Source organism: Nitratireductor arenosus (genome assembly GCF_009742725.1).
GTDB classification, from domain to species: Bacteria; Pseudomonadota; Alphaproteobacteria; order Rhizobiales; family Rhizobiaceae; genus Mangrovimarina; species Mangrovimarina arenosa.
Genome location: NZ_WPHG01000003.1, coordinates 551,296 through 565,123 on the forward strand (window position 1 = coordinate 551,296; position 13,828 = coordinate 565,123).

Annotated in this window: 13 protein-coding genes; 5 read left to right on the forward strand and 8 right to left on the reverse strand. The window is 67.3% G+C overall.

Features of this window, described 5'->3' with window-relative positions; genetic code table 11:
• Positions 1–6 precede the first annotated feature (6 nt).
• The 3 genes from dgcN to GN330_RS14630 all read right to left on the reverse strand — a co-directional run bounded on the left by dgcN (position 7) and on the right by GN330_RS14630 (position 2,502).
• Positions 7–1,005 (reverse strand): N-acetyltransferase DgcN, encoded by a 999-nt coding sequence (gene dgcN / locus GN330_RS14620; RefSeq protein WP_156713410.1) that lies wholly within the window; start codon positions 1,003–1,005, stop codon positions 7–9.
• Positions 1,006–1,093: 88 nt separating this feature from the next.
• A complete protein-coding gene (locus tag GN330_RS14625; protein WP_156713411.1) occupies positions 1,094–1,372 on the reverse strand; it encodes a MoaD/ThiS family protein in 279 nt (92 codons plus the stop codon).
• A gap of 47 nt (positions 1,373–1,419) precedes the next feature.
• Positions 1,420–2,502: a WD40/YVTN/BNR-like repeat-containing protein gene (locus GN330_RS14630; RefSeq protein ID WP_156713412.1), complete on the reverse strand. Its 1,083-nt coding sequence runs from the start codon at positions 2,500–2,502 to the stop codon at positions 1,420–1,422.
• Between the two features lie 72 nt (positions 2,503–2,574).
• Between GN330_RS14630 and GN330_RS14635 the strand changes: the two genes are divergently transcribed.
• Positions 2,575–3,069 (forward strand): MarR family winged helix-turn-helix transcriptional regulator, encoded by a 495-nt coding sequence (locus GN330_RS14635; protein ID WP_156713413.1) that lies wholly within the window; start codon positions 2,575–2,577, stop codon positions 3,067–3,069.
• On the opposite strand, the gene GN330_RS14640 is transcribed toward GN330_RS14635, so the two are convergent.
• Both GN330_RS14640 and GN330_RS14645 read right to left on the reverse strand, forming a co-directional pair.
• On the reverse strand, positions 3,058–3,939 hold the full coding sequence (locus GN330_RS14640; RefSeq protein WP_197435178.1) for an EamA family transporter: 882 nt from the start codon (positions 3,937–3,939) through the stop codon (positions 3,058–3,060). The two genes, GN330_RS14635 and GN330_RS14640, sit on opposite strands and share 12 nt — an antisense overlap.
• Complete coding sequence (locus tag GN330_RS14645) at positions 3,936–4,889, reverse strand: NAD(P)H-dependent flavin oxidoreductase (protein WP_156713414.1); 954 nt, start codon at positions 4,887–4,889, stop codon at positions 3,936–3,938. Before GN330_RS14645 ends, GN330_RS14640 begins: the two co-directional genes overlap by 4 nt.
• A 262-nt stretch (positions 4,890–5,151) precedes the next feature.
• Here GN330_RS14645 and GN330_RS14650 point away from each other — a divergent pair, with 262 nt between their 5' ends.
• Positions 5,152–6,342: a hypothetical protein gene (locus GN330_RS14650; protein ID WP_156713415.1), complete on the forward strand. Its 1,191-nt coding sequence runs from the start codon at positions 5,152–5,154 to the stop codon at positions 6,340–6,342.
• Between the two features lie 5 nt (positions 6,343–6,347).
• Here GN330_RS14650 and GN330_RS14655 read toward each other — a convergent pair whose 3' ends face one another.
• Together GN330_RS14655 and GN330_RS14660 are read right to left on the reverse strand one after the other, a co-directional pair.
• Positions 6,348–7,949, reverse strand: a complete 1,602-nt coding sequence (locus GN330_RS14655) for a cisplatin damage response ATP-dependent DNA ligase (protein ID WP_156713416.1) — start codon at positions 7,947–7,949, stop codon at positions 6,348–6,350.
• On the reverse strand, positions 7,949–8,959 hold the full coding sequence (locus GN330_RS14660; RefSeq protein WP_156713417.1) for a ligase-associated DNA damage response exonuclease: 1,011 nt from the start codon (positions 8,957–8,959) through the stop codon (positions 7,949–7,951). The genes GN330_RS14655 and GN330_RS14660 overlap by 1 nt, the downstream gene beginning before the upstream one ends.
• 113 nt (positions 8,960–9,072) lie before the next feature.
• Here GN330_RS14660 and GN330_RS14665 point away from each other — a divergent pair, with 113 nt between their 5' ends.
• Genes GN330_RS14665 through pdeM form a run of 3 tightly spaced genes read left to right on the forward strand, consistent with a single transcriptional unit; the run spans position 9,073 to position 13,316 of the window.
• The gene (locus GN330_RS14665) at positions 9,073–10,050 is read left to right on the forward strand and encodes a class I SAM-dependent DNA methyltransferase (protein ID WP_156713418.1); all 978 of its coding nucleotides are present in this window, start codon (positions 9,073–9,075) and stop codon (positions 10,048–10,050) included.
• 39 nt (positions 10,051–10,089) lie between these two features.
• The gene (locus GN330_RS14670) at positions 10,090–12,612 is read left to right on the forward strand and encodes a ligase-associated DNA damage response DEXH box helicase (protein WP_343040695.1); all 2,523 of its coding nucleotides are present in this window, start codon (positions 10,090–10,092) and stop codon (positions 12,610–12,612) included.
• Positions 12,609–13,316, forward strand: a complete 708-nt coding sequence (pdeM, locus tag GN330_RS14675; protein WP_156713419.1) for a ligase-associated DNA damage response endonuclease PdeM — start codon at positions 12,609–12,611, stop codon at positions 13,314–13,316. Before GN330_RS14670 ends, pdeM begins: the two co-directional genes overlap by 4 nt.
• A gap of 13 nt (positions 13,317–13,329) precedes the next feature.
• Here pdeM and GN330_RS14680 read toward each other — a convergent pair whose 3' ends face one another.
• A complete protein-coding gene (locus GN330_RS14680) occupies positions 13,330–13,803 on the reverse strand; it encodes a DUF3429 domain-containing protein (protein WP_156713420.1) in 474 nt (157 codons plus the stop codon).
• Between the last annotated feature and the right edge of the window lie 25 nt (positions 13,804–13,828).

Genomic DNA, 13,828 nt, shown 5'->3' on the forward strand with positions numbered 1-13,828 from the left:
ACTGCTCTACGCCTCCAGCGCGTCGACCAGCCGCTCGGCGCCGTCGCGGAACGGATCGACAGTCGGCAGCCCCATCCGGCTTTCGATCGCCGACAGGCATTCGGCTGCCTCTTCCGGGCTCAAGGCGGCGGTGTTAACCGAAATTCCGGTCACGCGGACCTCGGGATTGACGATCCGGGCAACCGCCAGGGAAAGGTCGCGCAACTCTTCCAGCGACGGCAGCCCGTAATGCGGCAAGCCGCGCATATGGGTGCGGGTCGGTTCGTGGCACAGCACCAGCGCGTCGGGCTGGCCGCCGTGGATCAGCGCCATCGTCACGCCGGAAAAGGACGGGTGAAACAGGCTGCCCTGGCCTTCGATCAGGTCCCAATGGTCGCCGTCATTGTCCGGGGTCAGCCATTCGACCGCGCCGGCCATGAAGTCGGCCACCACCGCGTCAAGCGGGATGCCGGAGCCGGTGATCAGGATGCCGGTCTGACCGGTGGCGCGAAACGTCGCTTTCATCGCCCGTTCGCGCATGGTCTTTTCCATGGCAAGTGCTGTGTACATCTTGCCGACCGAACAATCCGTGCCGACCGCCAGGCAACGCTTGCCGGCGCGCTTCTTGCCGTCGGCGATCGGATAGGTGTCCTGCGGTACGCGCACGTCGAAGAGCCGGGTGCCGGCGTCGCGCGCGGCCGCCACGAGCTCGGCGATGTCGCCGAGCTGATTGTGCAGGCCCGAGGCGACGTCCATGCCGGCGCGACAGGCCTCGATCAGGCTGGCGCGCCAGTTCTGGGCGATGACCCCGCCGCGATTGGCCGCGCCGACGATCATCGTTTGCGCGCCGGCCGCGCGGGCCTCGGCGATGCTCATCTCAGGCAGGCCGAGATCGGCCTTGCAGCCGTGAAGCCGGTGCTGAGCGAGGGCGAATTCGGGCCGCCAGTCCTTGACGCCTTGGGCCACCTTGGCCGCGAGCGGGTCCGGCGCGTCGCCGAGAAAAAGCAAATAGGGTGTCTTGAGCATGGGCGTCGGTCGCAACGTTTTTGGAAATCAGTGCCGGGACGGCCCGCGATAGAGGCGCAAGCCGGTCAATAATGTCAAGCGGCGCGTTTTATCCGCCGCTGATCGCGGTGAGGATATGCACCCGGGCGCCCGGCTCGAGCGCTGCTTCGAGCGTACGGCGCTCGCCGTTTACGAACACGTTCATGTGCCGGCGTATCGCCGGCCGCGTGTCGCAGATCCGGTCGCGCATGCCCGGCCAGCGCCGGTCGAGCGCGTCGATCAGGCCGCGCACGCTGTCGGCCTCTACCTCCACGCGTCGCGGCGCGCCCGGAAACAGATCGGCCAGAACGCCGGCCAGCGTCACCTCCACTGGCTTTGATCCCATCATCGACAAAGTCCCTTCAGGCAGGCGAGGCGGATGAACCGGTTTCGACCCTAATTGTCGAGTACCATCGTTTCCACCGACAGGATCGCCGGCAGATGTTGGGCGATCGGCTGCCAGCTATCGCCTTCGTCGGCGCTGGCAAACAGCGCCCCGCCGCTGGTGCCGAAATAGACCCCGGCCGGATCGAGGCGGTCGCTCGCCATCGCCTGTCGTAGGACGCCGAAATAGGCGTTTTCCTGCGGCAGTCCCCGGCGCAGATCCTGCCAGTTTTCGCCGCCGTCGCGGGTGCGCCAGACCGCGGCCTTGGCGTCGGGCACGTAGCGGCCGGTCGAATCGCCGTTGAGCGGCAACAAAAACAGCGTGTCGGGTTGTCGGGGATGCGCGGCGGCGGGAAAACCGAACGAGGAGGGCAGGCCGTCTTCGATACTGTGCCAGTTTCGCCCGCCATCGTCGCTGCGATACATGCCGCAATGGTTCTGCTGGTAGAGCCTGTCCGGCTTGCCGGGCGCCATCACCAGGCAGTGCACGCATTGACCGAATTCGGGATAGTTCTGTCCCTCGGGCAGGAAATCGGCGCGCGTGCCGAGGTTGCGCGGCTCCCAGTTTTCGCCGCCATTGGCGCTGTAAAACACGCCGGCGGCCGAAATGCCGACCCAGATGCGTTTGTCGTCGGTCGGGTCGAGCACCAGCGAGTGCAGGATGAGGCCGGCGCCGCCCGGGTTCCACTCCGGCCGGGTCGGATGTTTTTGCAGCCCGTCCAGATGGCGCCAGCTTGCGCCGTCGTCTTCGCTCTTGAACAGCCCGGCCGGCTGCACCCCGGCATAAAGCCCGTCCGGCGCCAGCGCCAGGCTCCAGCCGGCCGCCACCGGCTCCTTGCCCTCTTCATAGGCAAGCCCGTCGCTGGAATGGGTCCAGCTTGCGCCGAGGTCCCGCGATTTCCAGACCGCCGGACCGAACCACTCATTGCCGCCAGTGCCGTAGATCGTGCCGGTCGCCGGATCGCCGATGACATGGTTCATCGGCCACGTCTCGCAATACGGGCCGCGCAACATCCAGCCCTGGCGGGTTTTGTCGCTTTCGGCGATGAAGACACCCTTTTTGGTTCCGATCAGGACAAGTACCGTTGCGGACATTGCGTTCCTCCTCGTGCCGCCGTCGCCCAGCGGCGCTGGACAATTCGTTGATATCAACATAATAGATTGGCCATGTCAAAACCCGAACTGCTGACCTTTGCCACGACGCTTGAAGTTCGCGATGCCTGCCTGTGTCTGCACGTCCAGCGGGCGGCGCGCGCGCTGGCGCGCCATTTCGACGAGGTGCTGCGTCCATACGGCCTGTCGAACGGTCAGTTCTCCCTGCTGATGGCGCTGAACCGGCCCGAGCCGCCGCGCATCAAGGATGTCGCGGCTACGCTCGCCATGGACCGCACCACACTGACCGCCGCGCTCAAGCCCCTGGAAAGGCGCGGCCTGGCCTCGTCCGCTGTCGACCCGGCCGACCGGCGCAACCGCGTCCTTCGTCTAACCGAGAGCGGTCGCGCCACGCTGGCCGCGGCCGTGCCGGCCTGGCGCGCCAGCCATGCCGAGATCGAACGCAGGGTTCCGCGCGGCGACGCCGACGGCTTGCGCGGTGCCCTCGCGGCGTTGTCGTGGGCAGACTCAGATCCCGCGACTGGATCGGGCTCGGCCTCAGCCGCGTAGCCGTTCCCGCCAGGCGATGACGATCGCGCCTGTTATGATCAGCGCCGAGCCGGCCAGGCTGTAGATGCCGGGCTTTTCGCCGAAAACGATGAAATCATAGAGGCCGGCGAAGACGAGCGTGGTGTAAAACAGCGGCACAACGAAGCTGGCGTCACCGCGCCTCAGCACCTCGAGGAAAAGCGCCTGGGCGGCGACCATCGCGACGCCGATCGCGGCAAGCAGCGCCCACTGCACCATGCTCGGCTGTTGCCACACAAAACTCGCCGCCGTGACCGACAGGGCGGCGCCGAGGAAATTGCCGATCGCCAGGATGCGCAGCGTCGGTTCGCCGTTGGTCAGCTTTTTCACCAACACGACCTCGAGCCCGATAAAGAACGCCGCGCTCAGCGCGATCAGCGCCGCCGGCCGGAAGGCGTCGCTGCCTGGATTGGTCAGCACGAGCGCGCCAACGAGCGCGATTGCCGCCGCCCCCCAACGCCAGCGGCCGACGGTCTCGCCGAGGAGCGGGATCGCCAGCACCATCGCCACGATCGGGTTAAGGAAGCTGATCGCCGTTGCGTCGGCAAGCCGCATCACCGCCGACGCGGCGAACAGACAGGTGACGCCCGTCCACCCGGCCGCCACCCGCGCCAGATGGTTGCCCCATGCGGTATCGGCAAAGCTCGGGCGATGCCATACAAGCACCGGCGCTAGGGCGAGGAAGGCAAAGAAATAGCGCCCGGCCGAAACCTGAAGCGGGTGGATCGACGGGCCGTCGACCGCACGGCCGAGCATCTTGGCAAACAGCGTCGTGCTGGCGACCAGCGCGCAGGCGAGCGCCATCATGCCGACGGCGACGGCGACGTCTCCCGCGCGCCGCGATCGGTTCACGCGGCCAGTCGGGTCTTGGCGACCTGGTATTCGTCTGCGAGACGGTCGACGAGTTCGGCCGCGCCGACGATTTCGTCGACGGCGCCGATGCCCTGGCCGCAGCCCCAGATCTGCTTCCAGGCCTTGGTTTCGCGGCTGTCGAAATTCATCTGCGACGGATCGGAGACCGGCAGGTTGGCCGGGTCGAGCCCCTGGGCCTCGATCGAGCCCTTGAGGTAGTTGCCGTGCACGCCGGTGAACAGGTTCGAGTAGACGATGTCGGCCGCCTTGGAGTCCACGATCATCTGCTTGTAGCCCTCGACAGCCCGCGCCTCGTGCGTGGCGATGAAGGGGGAGCCGATATAGGCCATGTCGGCACCCATCGCCTCGGCTGCCAGGATCGCGCCGCCATTGGCGATTGCTCCCGACAAAAGCAGCGGCCCGTCGAACCATTGCCGGATTTCCTGGATCAGCGCGAAGGGCGACAGCGTGCCGGCGTGGCCGCCGGCACCCGCCGCCACGGCGATCAGCCCGTCGGCGCCCTTTTCGATCGCCTTGCGCGCATGCCGGTCATGGATGATGTCGTGCAGCACGATGCCGCCATAGGAGTGCACGGCCTGGTTGACCTCCTCTACCGCGCCGAGCGAGGTGATGACGATCGGCACCTTGTGTTCGACACAGGCGCGCAAATCGTGATCGAGGCGCGAATTGGACTTGTGCACGATCTGGTTGACCGCGAACGGGGCTGCCGGACGATCGGGATTCTTGGCGTCGTGGTCGGCAAGCGCCTCGGTGATCTCGGCCAGCCAGTCGTGAAGCTGGGCCTCGGGACGCGCGTTGAGGGCGGGAAAGGCGCCGACGATGCCGGCCTTGCATTGCGCCAGCACGAGCGGCGGGTGCGAAATGATGAACAGTGGCGACCCGACCACCGGAATCCTGAGATTTTTTTTCAAAATATCCGGCAGCGCCATGCGCACCTCCCGCCTCGGCTTGATTGACGTTTCCGTAAACGTCGCTTTTCTAGCAGATGCCGTCGGACAGGCAACCGGGAATCTCGTCCGGTCCCGCTGCGGGGGAGTGGCGGCCGGCGCGGGGCATCTTGGGGGCGGACTGTTGCCGAACGGGCATCATCCCCGGAATTGTCGCCCTTGCCATGCCCGTGCGGGCTCGGTCTTGTTGATCGAAGGCGATGCTGCCGCTAACGGTTACAAAAGGCGCAATGGGAATGGTGCATTGAACCCGATTGAAAAGGCGATCAGGAACGCCCTCGACAAGGGCGATGCCGGCGACCGCGCTTTTCGCGAAAAGGTCTACCGATCAGTTCACGCGGCGCTCGAAAGAACGCTGCAGGCAAATCCCGACGTCACGCCGGACATTCTGCGCCAGCGCCGCCAGACGCTGAAGACGGCGATCAGCGCCATCGAAACCGAATTCATCCCGGCTGTCGCGACGCCGGTCCGCGAGGCGAGCGAAGACCCGGCCGGCGCTGCTGTGGCCGCGCCGACGGTGGATGTCGGCCCGCGGGAACCGAACGCCGGCGACGCGCCGAGCGTTGAACTTGGCGGGCAACGAGAAGATGCGCCGGCGATACCTTCGGTGGAGATGGAAACGCCGCAGCGTGCCGTGCCGGCCGATCCGCCGCCTGCCGCGCCGCAGCAACGCGTCCGCTCGCCTGAACGGCGCGAGCCCGCTTTCACAAACGACGGTGTGGAACTGGCCGACACAAATCGCGACGACGGCGGCGATTTGCGCGCCGATACTCGGGTCAAACCGCGTCGCCGGCGCGGACGCCTGTTTGCCGGGTTGTTTCTGGCCGCGACGGTGGTGGCGGCGGTCGGCATCGGCGTGTGGTGGGTGGCCGACCGGGGCCTGCTTCTGTCGATCGAGGAGCGCGACACCTCCGTACCCAACCCGCCCAAGACGCTCGAGGAAGAGGAATTCGAACCCGCCGACCCGCCGCGACTTGGCAGCGAGCCGAGCGAAGAGCAGAACTGGATCACGATCTTCTCGCCGGACAATCCCGGTGCGGTGGTCACGCCGGCCGGCTCGAGCGCGGAGGTCGTGGACGCCGATGGCGAGCCGGCATTGCGTATTCGCGGCGAGGGCGCTGACACGCCGATCCTGTTCGATGTCGGCCAGGGCGTGTTGCAGCAGATTGCCGGCCGGCGGGCGCTGTTCGACATTGTCGCGCGGGCCGAGGAGGGCCAGGAAACCCAGGTCTCTGTCACCTGCAATTTCGGCGAGCTAGGCGATTGCGGCCGCAACCGCTACAGCGTCGTCCCGACGCGGTCGGATTATCTGTTCGATCTCGCCATGCCGGACGCAGCACCAGGGGCCGCTGGCACGATCGCTATCGTGCCCGACGTCGACGCCGGCGCCAAGGCGATCGACATTTTCGAGATCCGCGTGTCGATTTCGCAGTAACCGTTCTAACGGTCGAGCAGCGCCTGCAGATTTTCGAGCCTGTCGGCTTCGGCGGCCGGCTTGTCCCAGCGCAGGCGCGAAATGCGAGGAAAGCGCATAGCGAGACCCGAACGATGCCGCTTCGAGCGGTTGAGGCCCTCGAAGGCGATTTCCAGCACCAGCCCGTGTCCGGGCTCGGCGCGCACCGCCCTGACCGGGCCGTAGCGCTCGACCGTGTTGTCGCGCACGAACTTGTCGATCTGCATCAATTCCTCGTCGGTGAAGCCGAAATAGGCCTTACCGACCGGCACGAGCTCGGGCGCCTCCGGCGTGCCGGTCCAGACGCCGAATGTATAGTCCGAATAATAGCTCGACCGCTTGCCGTGTCCGCGCTGGGCGTACATCAGCACCGTGTCGACGGTGAAGGGATCGCGCTTCCACTTGAACCAGGGACCTTTCGGCCGGCCGGCGACATAGGCCGCGTCCCAGCGCTTGAGCATGACGCCTTCGATCACCGGGTGCGGCGGCGCGCGCCGCAGGTCGTCAAGCGCGCTCCAATTGTCGAACCGGACCAGAGGCGACAGGTCGAATTTCGGCGAGGCGAGCCCACCGACAAAACTTTCGAGCCTTTTGCGCCGTTCGCGAAAGGGCTTGTCGCGCAGCGACTCGCCCTCGATCCGCAACAAATCGTAGCAGCGGATGAAGGCCGGATGAGTCTCCATCGTGCGGGCCGAAACCGTCTTGCGGTTGAGCCGCTGCTGCAGGTCGGAAAAGCTGCCGGTCTCGCCGTCGGGTCGGCCGACCAGCAACTCGCCGTCGAGCGTGGCCTCGAAGTCGAGATGATCGATTATGTCGGGAAAGGCGGCGGAGATGTCGTCCCCGGTGCGTGAATAGAGCCGGGCACGGCCCTGTTCCGACGCCGCCTGCACGCGGATGCCGTCCCATTTCCATTCGGCCGCGTAGTCGCCCGGCTCAAGCGTCTCCAGGTCGCGCGCGCCGACGGGATTGGCGAGCATCACGGGCTTGAACAGTGCCGGCGCGGTTGCCGGCGGTCGCTCCGCGCGCCCTTCGAGCCAAGCGAACAGGCCGAGATAAGGCGGCGCCAGCCCGTGCCACAATTCCTCGATCTCGGCGATGTCGACGCCGCCCATCGCGGCAAGCGCCTGTTTTGCGCTGCGCGCCGACACGCCGATCCTGAGGCCGCCGGTGGCGAGCTTGATCAGCGCGAACCGGGCCGAGGCGTCGAGCCGGTCGAGCAGGCCGGCGAAGACGGTCGCACCGCGCACGCGTCCGGCCGCCATCAACGCCTCGACCGCCTCGTTAAGCCGGGGCGACGCGCCGTCGGGCGGCTCGTCCGGCGCCGGCCACACCAGCGAGACGGTTTCGGCGAGATCGCCGACATAATCGTAGGAATAGGCAAACAGCACCGGGTCCATGCGTTCGCCGATAAGGCCGCGCAGCATGGCCGGCTTGACGCCGGGAATGTCGAGATCGCCTGTCAGTGCCGCCAGCGCCAGGCCGCGGTCGGGATCGGGCGTCGTTGAGAAATAATCGACCAGCAGCCTGAGCTTGGCGTTGCGCGACGGCGTCAGCACGAGCCGGTCGAGCAGTTCGGCGAAGCGGTCCATCAGTCGCCCTCGTCTTCGTAACCGACAAGGTGGAGCGGCCGGGCCTTGATGCCGTTGAGTTCGCACCAGCGCACCAGCGCTTCCTCGCGGCCATGCGTGACCCACACCTCGCTAGCGCCGGTCTCGCCGATCGTGTCGATCAATTCGTCCCAGTCGGCATGGTCCGACAAAATCAGAGGCAACTCGACGCCGCGCTGTTTTGCGCGCTGGCGAATCCGCATCCAGCCGGACGCGAAGGCCGATACGGGGTCGGGAAAGCGCCGCGCCCAGCGCTCGGCGAAGGCGGCCGGCGGGCCGATCACGATCTTGCCGGCGAAACGGCCGGGGTCGCCGTCGTCGACGGTCGCCGGCGCGAGCGGACCGAGCGCGATGCCGCGGCTTTCGTAATAGGCGCACAGTTTTTCCAGCGCGCCGTGGATGTGGATGGGGCCGTCATGACCGGCGGCGCGCAAAAGGGCAATCACGCGCTGCGCCTTGCCGAGCGAATAGGCACCGACCAGATGGGCGCGTTCGGGGAATTGAGCCACCGATTTGATCAGGCGAACGATCTCGCCCCGGTCGTCGGGATGGCGGAAGACCGGCAGGGCGAAAGTGGCTTCGGTAATGAAGACGTCGCAGGCGACCGGCTCGAAGGCCCGGCAGGTCGGGTCGCGCCGGCGCTTGTAGTCGCCGGAGGCAACGATGCGCAGCCCGTTCTTTTCGACCGCGATCTGGGCCGAGCCCAGCACATGGCCGGCGGGATGAAACGAGACCCGTACCCCGCCGAGCGTCGTCGTCTCGCCCAGCCTGGCGGCCTGGGTGCTGGCGGCGAAGTTGGCACCGTAGCGCAGCGCCATGATGTCGAGCGTCTCTTGCGTGGCCAGAACGGCCTGATGGCCGGCGCGTGCGTGGTCGGCATGGCCGTGCGTGATCAGCGCGCGTGCGACCGGCCGCACCGGGTCGATGAAAAAATCCCCGGCCGGGCAATAAAGCCCCTCAGGGCGCGGATGAAGCAGGTCCGAGGCGCGCATGCGGGCAAGATAGCGCGTTGCCGGCCCGGTGGAAGCCCGTGGAAAAATCCTCTTGCCAAAGCTGGAAGGCCGATGGATAAGCCTCGCCCGCTTTGGCGGTTATGGAAAACCGAATGGCCGTATCCCGTTTCTCTTCCGGAGACCGCGTCGCCGACCGGCGCGCGGACTATGCCTCGATGCTGTGGGATATGGGCGACCGGGCCGCCGCCATCGATCTGATGGCCGACGCGCTGGCGCTAGCGCCCGGCTGGGCGCCGGGCTGGTTTCGGCTTGGCGAGATGCGCGAGGAGACGGGCGAGCTTTCCGGCGCGACCGAGGCCTGGACCGAGGCGCTGCGGCTCGAGCCTTGCGACCGCATGGGCGCCAGCCTCAAGCTTGGCCTGATCGGGGCAGCGCAGGGGATCGAGGCTGCGCCGGCCGCCTTCGTGGAAACGCTGTTCGACCAATATGCGGACCGTTTCGACGTTTCACTGGTGGAAAAGCTTGGCTACCGGGTGCCCGACCTGATCGCCGACGCCCTCGCCGGTCTCGGCGCGAGCGCTTTCGCGCATGTCGTCGATCTGGGCTGCGGCACCGGCCTGATGGGCGAGAGGTTGCGTGGCTGCGCCAGCTTCCTGGAAGGCAACGACATTTCCCGGGCCATGCTGCGCAAGGCCGAAGCAAAACGGTTCTACGATCGTCTCGACCGCGTCGATCTTTCCGTCATGGCGCCCGGGGCGCGGCGGGCGGACCTTGTCGTCGCCGCTGACGTGCTGATCTATCTCGGCGCGTTGGAGCGGATCGTGTCGGTGGTCGCGGACATGCTGAAGCCGGACGGGCTGTTTGCCTTTTCGGTCGAGCTCCATGATGGCCCGGAGCCGATGGTGTTGCGGCCATCGCGGCGTTTCGCGCATGCCCCGCATCATGTCCGAGCCCTGTTGACGCGCAGCGGTTTCGACCTCCTCTCCATCGAGGAGACGGAGTTGCGGCGCGATCGCGGCGAAGCCGTCGCCGGCCTGATCCTCGTCGCGCGCCGTATTGCCTCCGCCGACGCCATGGAACAGCTCGACGATCCCCACGCCGCCGTGCTCGGTCGCTCGTTGGTGCGATAGCGGCTTGGCGGCCAATTCGTTCTGGTTTAGTTCTGGCGTGTGAGCGAACAAATCGGCCTTTTCGACGGCGACATCGCCGCGCGCCTGCCCGAACCCTTCCTGCGCTGGTTCGCCGAGCGCGGCTGGGCGCCGCGCCCGCACCAGATCGAGCTTCTGGCCCGCGCCCGGGGCGGGGCCTCGGTGCTCTTGATCGCGCCCACCGGCGCGGGCAAGACGCTGGCCGGCTTCCTGCCGAGCCTGACCGGGCTCGCAGCCCGTGCGCCCCGCAAGCCCGGCGCTGCTTTTCGCGGCGTGCACACGCTCTACATCTCGCCGCTCAAGGCGCTCGCCGTCGACATCGAGCGCAATCTGGGCAAGCCGGTCGCCGAGATGGGTCTGCCGATCGCCATCGAGACGCGCACCGGCGACACGCCCACCCACAAGCGGCAGCGCCAGAAACACGTCCCGCCCGACATCCTGCTGACGACGCCCGAGCAATTGGCGCTGTTGATCGCATCCGCGGATGCCGAACGGTTTTTTGCCGGACTGCGTTATGTCGTGTTCGACGAACTGCATTCGCTGGTCGTCTCCAAGCGCGGCCATCTCTTGTCGCTCGGACTGGCGCGGCTGCGCCGGCTTGCTCCGGACCTGCAGACCATCGGCCTGTCGGCGACGGTGGCCGACCCCGACGCGCTCGGGCGCTGGCTGGTGCCGCAGCAGCCGCCCGGCCGCATGGCCGATCGCATCGCGGTCGAGGGCGGGGCCAAGCCGGAGATCACCATTCTCGCCTCCGACGAGCGCGTGCCCTGGGCCGGCCACTCGGCGCGCTACGCCGTTCCGGACCTCTACCAGGCGATCCGCGGCCACAACACAACGCTGTTGTTCGTCAACACGCGCAGCCAGGCCGAGATCCTGTTTCAGGAATTGTGGCGCGTGAACGAGGATGGCCTGCCGATTGCGCTGCATCACGGCTCGCTCGATGTCGGCCAGCGTCGCAAGGTGGAAAAGGCGATGGCAGACAACGCCCTGCGCGCGATCGTCGCCACCTCCACCCTCGATCTCGGCATTGACTGGGGCGATGTCGACCTGGTCGTGCATGTCGGCGCACCCAAGGGCGCCAGCCGGCTCGCCCAGCGCATCGGTCGCTCCAACCATCGCATGGACGAGCCGAGCCGCGCCATACTCGTTCCGGCCAACCGCTTCGAGGTGATGGAATGCCGCGCCGCGCTGGAGGCCAATTATCTCGGCGCTCAGGATACGCCCCCCTTGCTCGACGGCACGCTCGACGTTCTTGCCCAGCACGTTCTGGGCGCGGCCTGCGCGACGCCGTTTTCGGCCGACGCGCTGTTTGACGAGATCCGCACCGCCGCTCCCTATGCCGCGCTCGACCGCGCCACGTTCGACAAGGTGGTCGATTTCGTCGCCACCGGCGGCTACGCACTCAGGAGTTACGAGCGCTATGCACGCATCCGCCGGACCAAGGACGGATTGTGGCGCATCAGCCATCCGCGCGTCGCCCAGCAATATCGGCTGAATGTCGGAACGATCATCGAGGCGCCGATGCTCAATGTGCGTTATGTGCGCGCCGGTCGCGGCACGGCCTCGCGCGGCGGACCGGTTCTGGGCAAGGTCGAGGAATATTTCCTGGAGACCCTGAGCCCCGGCGACACGTTCATGTTTTCCGGCAAGGTGCTGCGTTTCGAAGGTATCCGCGAGAACGAGGCCTATGTGTCCAACGCCGCCGGCAACGACGCGATGGTTCCCTCCTATGCCGGCGGCAAGTTTCCGCTGTCGAGCTATCTCGCCGACCAGGTGCGCGGCATCGTCGCCGATCCGGCGCGTTGGCAGGCCCTGCCGTCGCAGGTCGCCGACTGGTTGCGCCTGCAGCGCGACAAATCGGTGCTGCCGAAACGCAGCGACCTCCTGGTAGAAACCTTCCCGCGCGGCGACCGTCATTACATGATCGTCTATCCGTTCGAGGGACGGCTCGCGCACCAGACGCTCGGCATGTTGTTGACGCGCCGGCTCGAGCGCGCCCGTGCCCAGCCGCTCGGCTTCGTCGCCAGCGAGTACGCGCTGGCGATCTGGGGGCTGCGCGACATGGGCGGCATGATCGGATCGGGACGCCTGCCACTGGCGAACCTGTTCGACGAGGACATGCTGGGCGACGATCTCGAAGCCTGGCTGGCCGAAAGCTGGCTTTTGAAGCGCACCTTCCGCGCCTGCGCGGTGATTGCCGGGCTGATCGAGAAGCGCTATCCCGGCCAGGAGAAGTCCGGCCGCCAGGTGACCGTATCGGCGGATCTGATCTACGACGTCCTGCGCGCCCACGAGCCCGACCATATCCTGCTGCGCGCGACCCGCGCCGATGCCGCCGCCGGGCTGCTCGACATTCACCGGCTTGGCGAAATGCTGTCGCGGATCCGCGGGCGAATCGTGCATAAGCATCTGGATCGCGTTTCGCCGCTCGCAGTGCCCGTCATGCTGGAGATCGGGCGCGAGCCGGTGGCGGGGGAGGCCAGCGACGTGTTGTTGTCGGAGGCCGCCGGCGATCTGATCGAGGACGCGATGGGACCGACATGAACTTGGCAGCCAGGCCACAGGACGCGACGCTGCTCGCCGACCTCAACGGCGAGGCGGCGTTGCTCGACCATCGCGGGGCACTGTTCTTGCCCGACCACCGCCTGCTGGTGGTCTCGGACCTGCATCTCGAAAAGGGCTCGGCCCTGGCCCGCCGCGGCGCGTTGTTGCCGCCCTACGATTCCGCCGCCACCTTGTCGCGACTGGCCACGGTCGTCGAAGAGTACCGGCCCGAGATCGTCGTCAGCCTGGGCGACAGTTTTCATGACGGCTGGGGCGCCGAGCGCATGCCCGACCCGTTTCGCGCGCAATTGCTGGCGCTGATCGACGGCCGCGACTGGTTCTGGATCGCGGGCAATCACGATCCCGAGCCGCCGGCCGGCCTGCCCGGATCGACGGTGCGCGAAGTCGCCGTCGGGCAGCTGGTCTTTCGCCACGAGCCGACCCGCGGCGACGCGGCCGGCGAGGTCGCCGGCCATCTCCACCCCGGTGCGCGGATCGTGCGGCGCGGGCGTTCGGTGCGACGGCGCTGTTTCGCCACCGACGGGAGGCGGCTGGTAATGCCGGCCTTCGGCGCCTTCACCGGCATGCTGAACCTGCGCGAGCGCGTGCTGTGGGATCTGTTCGAGCCCGCGCGCCTGCGCGCCCACATGCTTGGGACCGATCGGGTCTATCCGATCGCAGGCGCCGTGCTGCGCCCAGGCTAGGACGAGGACGGCTCTACGCGGTCGCGAGCAAGGCGACCACCATCGCGCCGACGATCAGGATCGTCGCGACAAGCCGGGCGCGGGCGAACCAGGCGGGCGCCCGGCTTTCATGCGCGGCAAACGCGTCCCAGGCGCCTTGCGCGGCGAAGGCGACGGCAAACAGCGCGAAGGCATAGGGCGTGGGGACGAAAAAAAGCGCCAAGCCGATAAACAGCGCCAGGACGCCGGCCGGCAGGTCATACGGCCCGGTCTTTTCCCCATGCGCGCTTGCCGCCTGCACCGCGATCCCCCAACGTGAGCCGCCGGCAAAGCACAGCATCAGCGCCGCGTAGGTTTTCAGAAGATCGATGGTCGTGCCGCGCCAGGGATGATCGTCGGCGATCCCCGCAAGCCAGAGGGCAAGCGCGACGAACGGCGCCAGGGCGAGCGCGGACAGCAAACGGAAGCTGCGGGGCGGTGGCACGGGCTGGTCGTCTGGATCGGACATCGGGTGCTCCGGCCTCTTGTCGGGG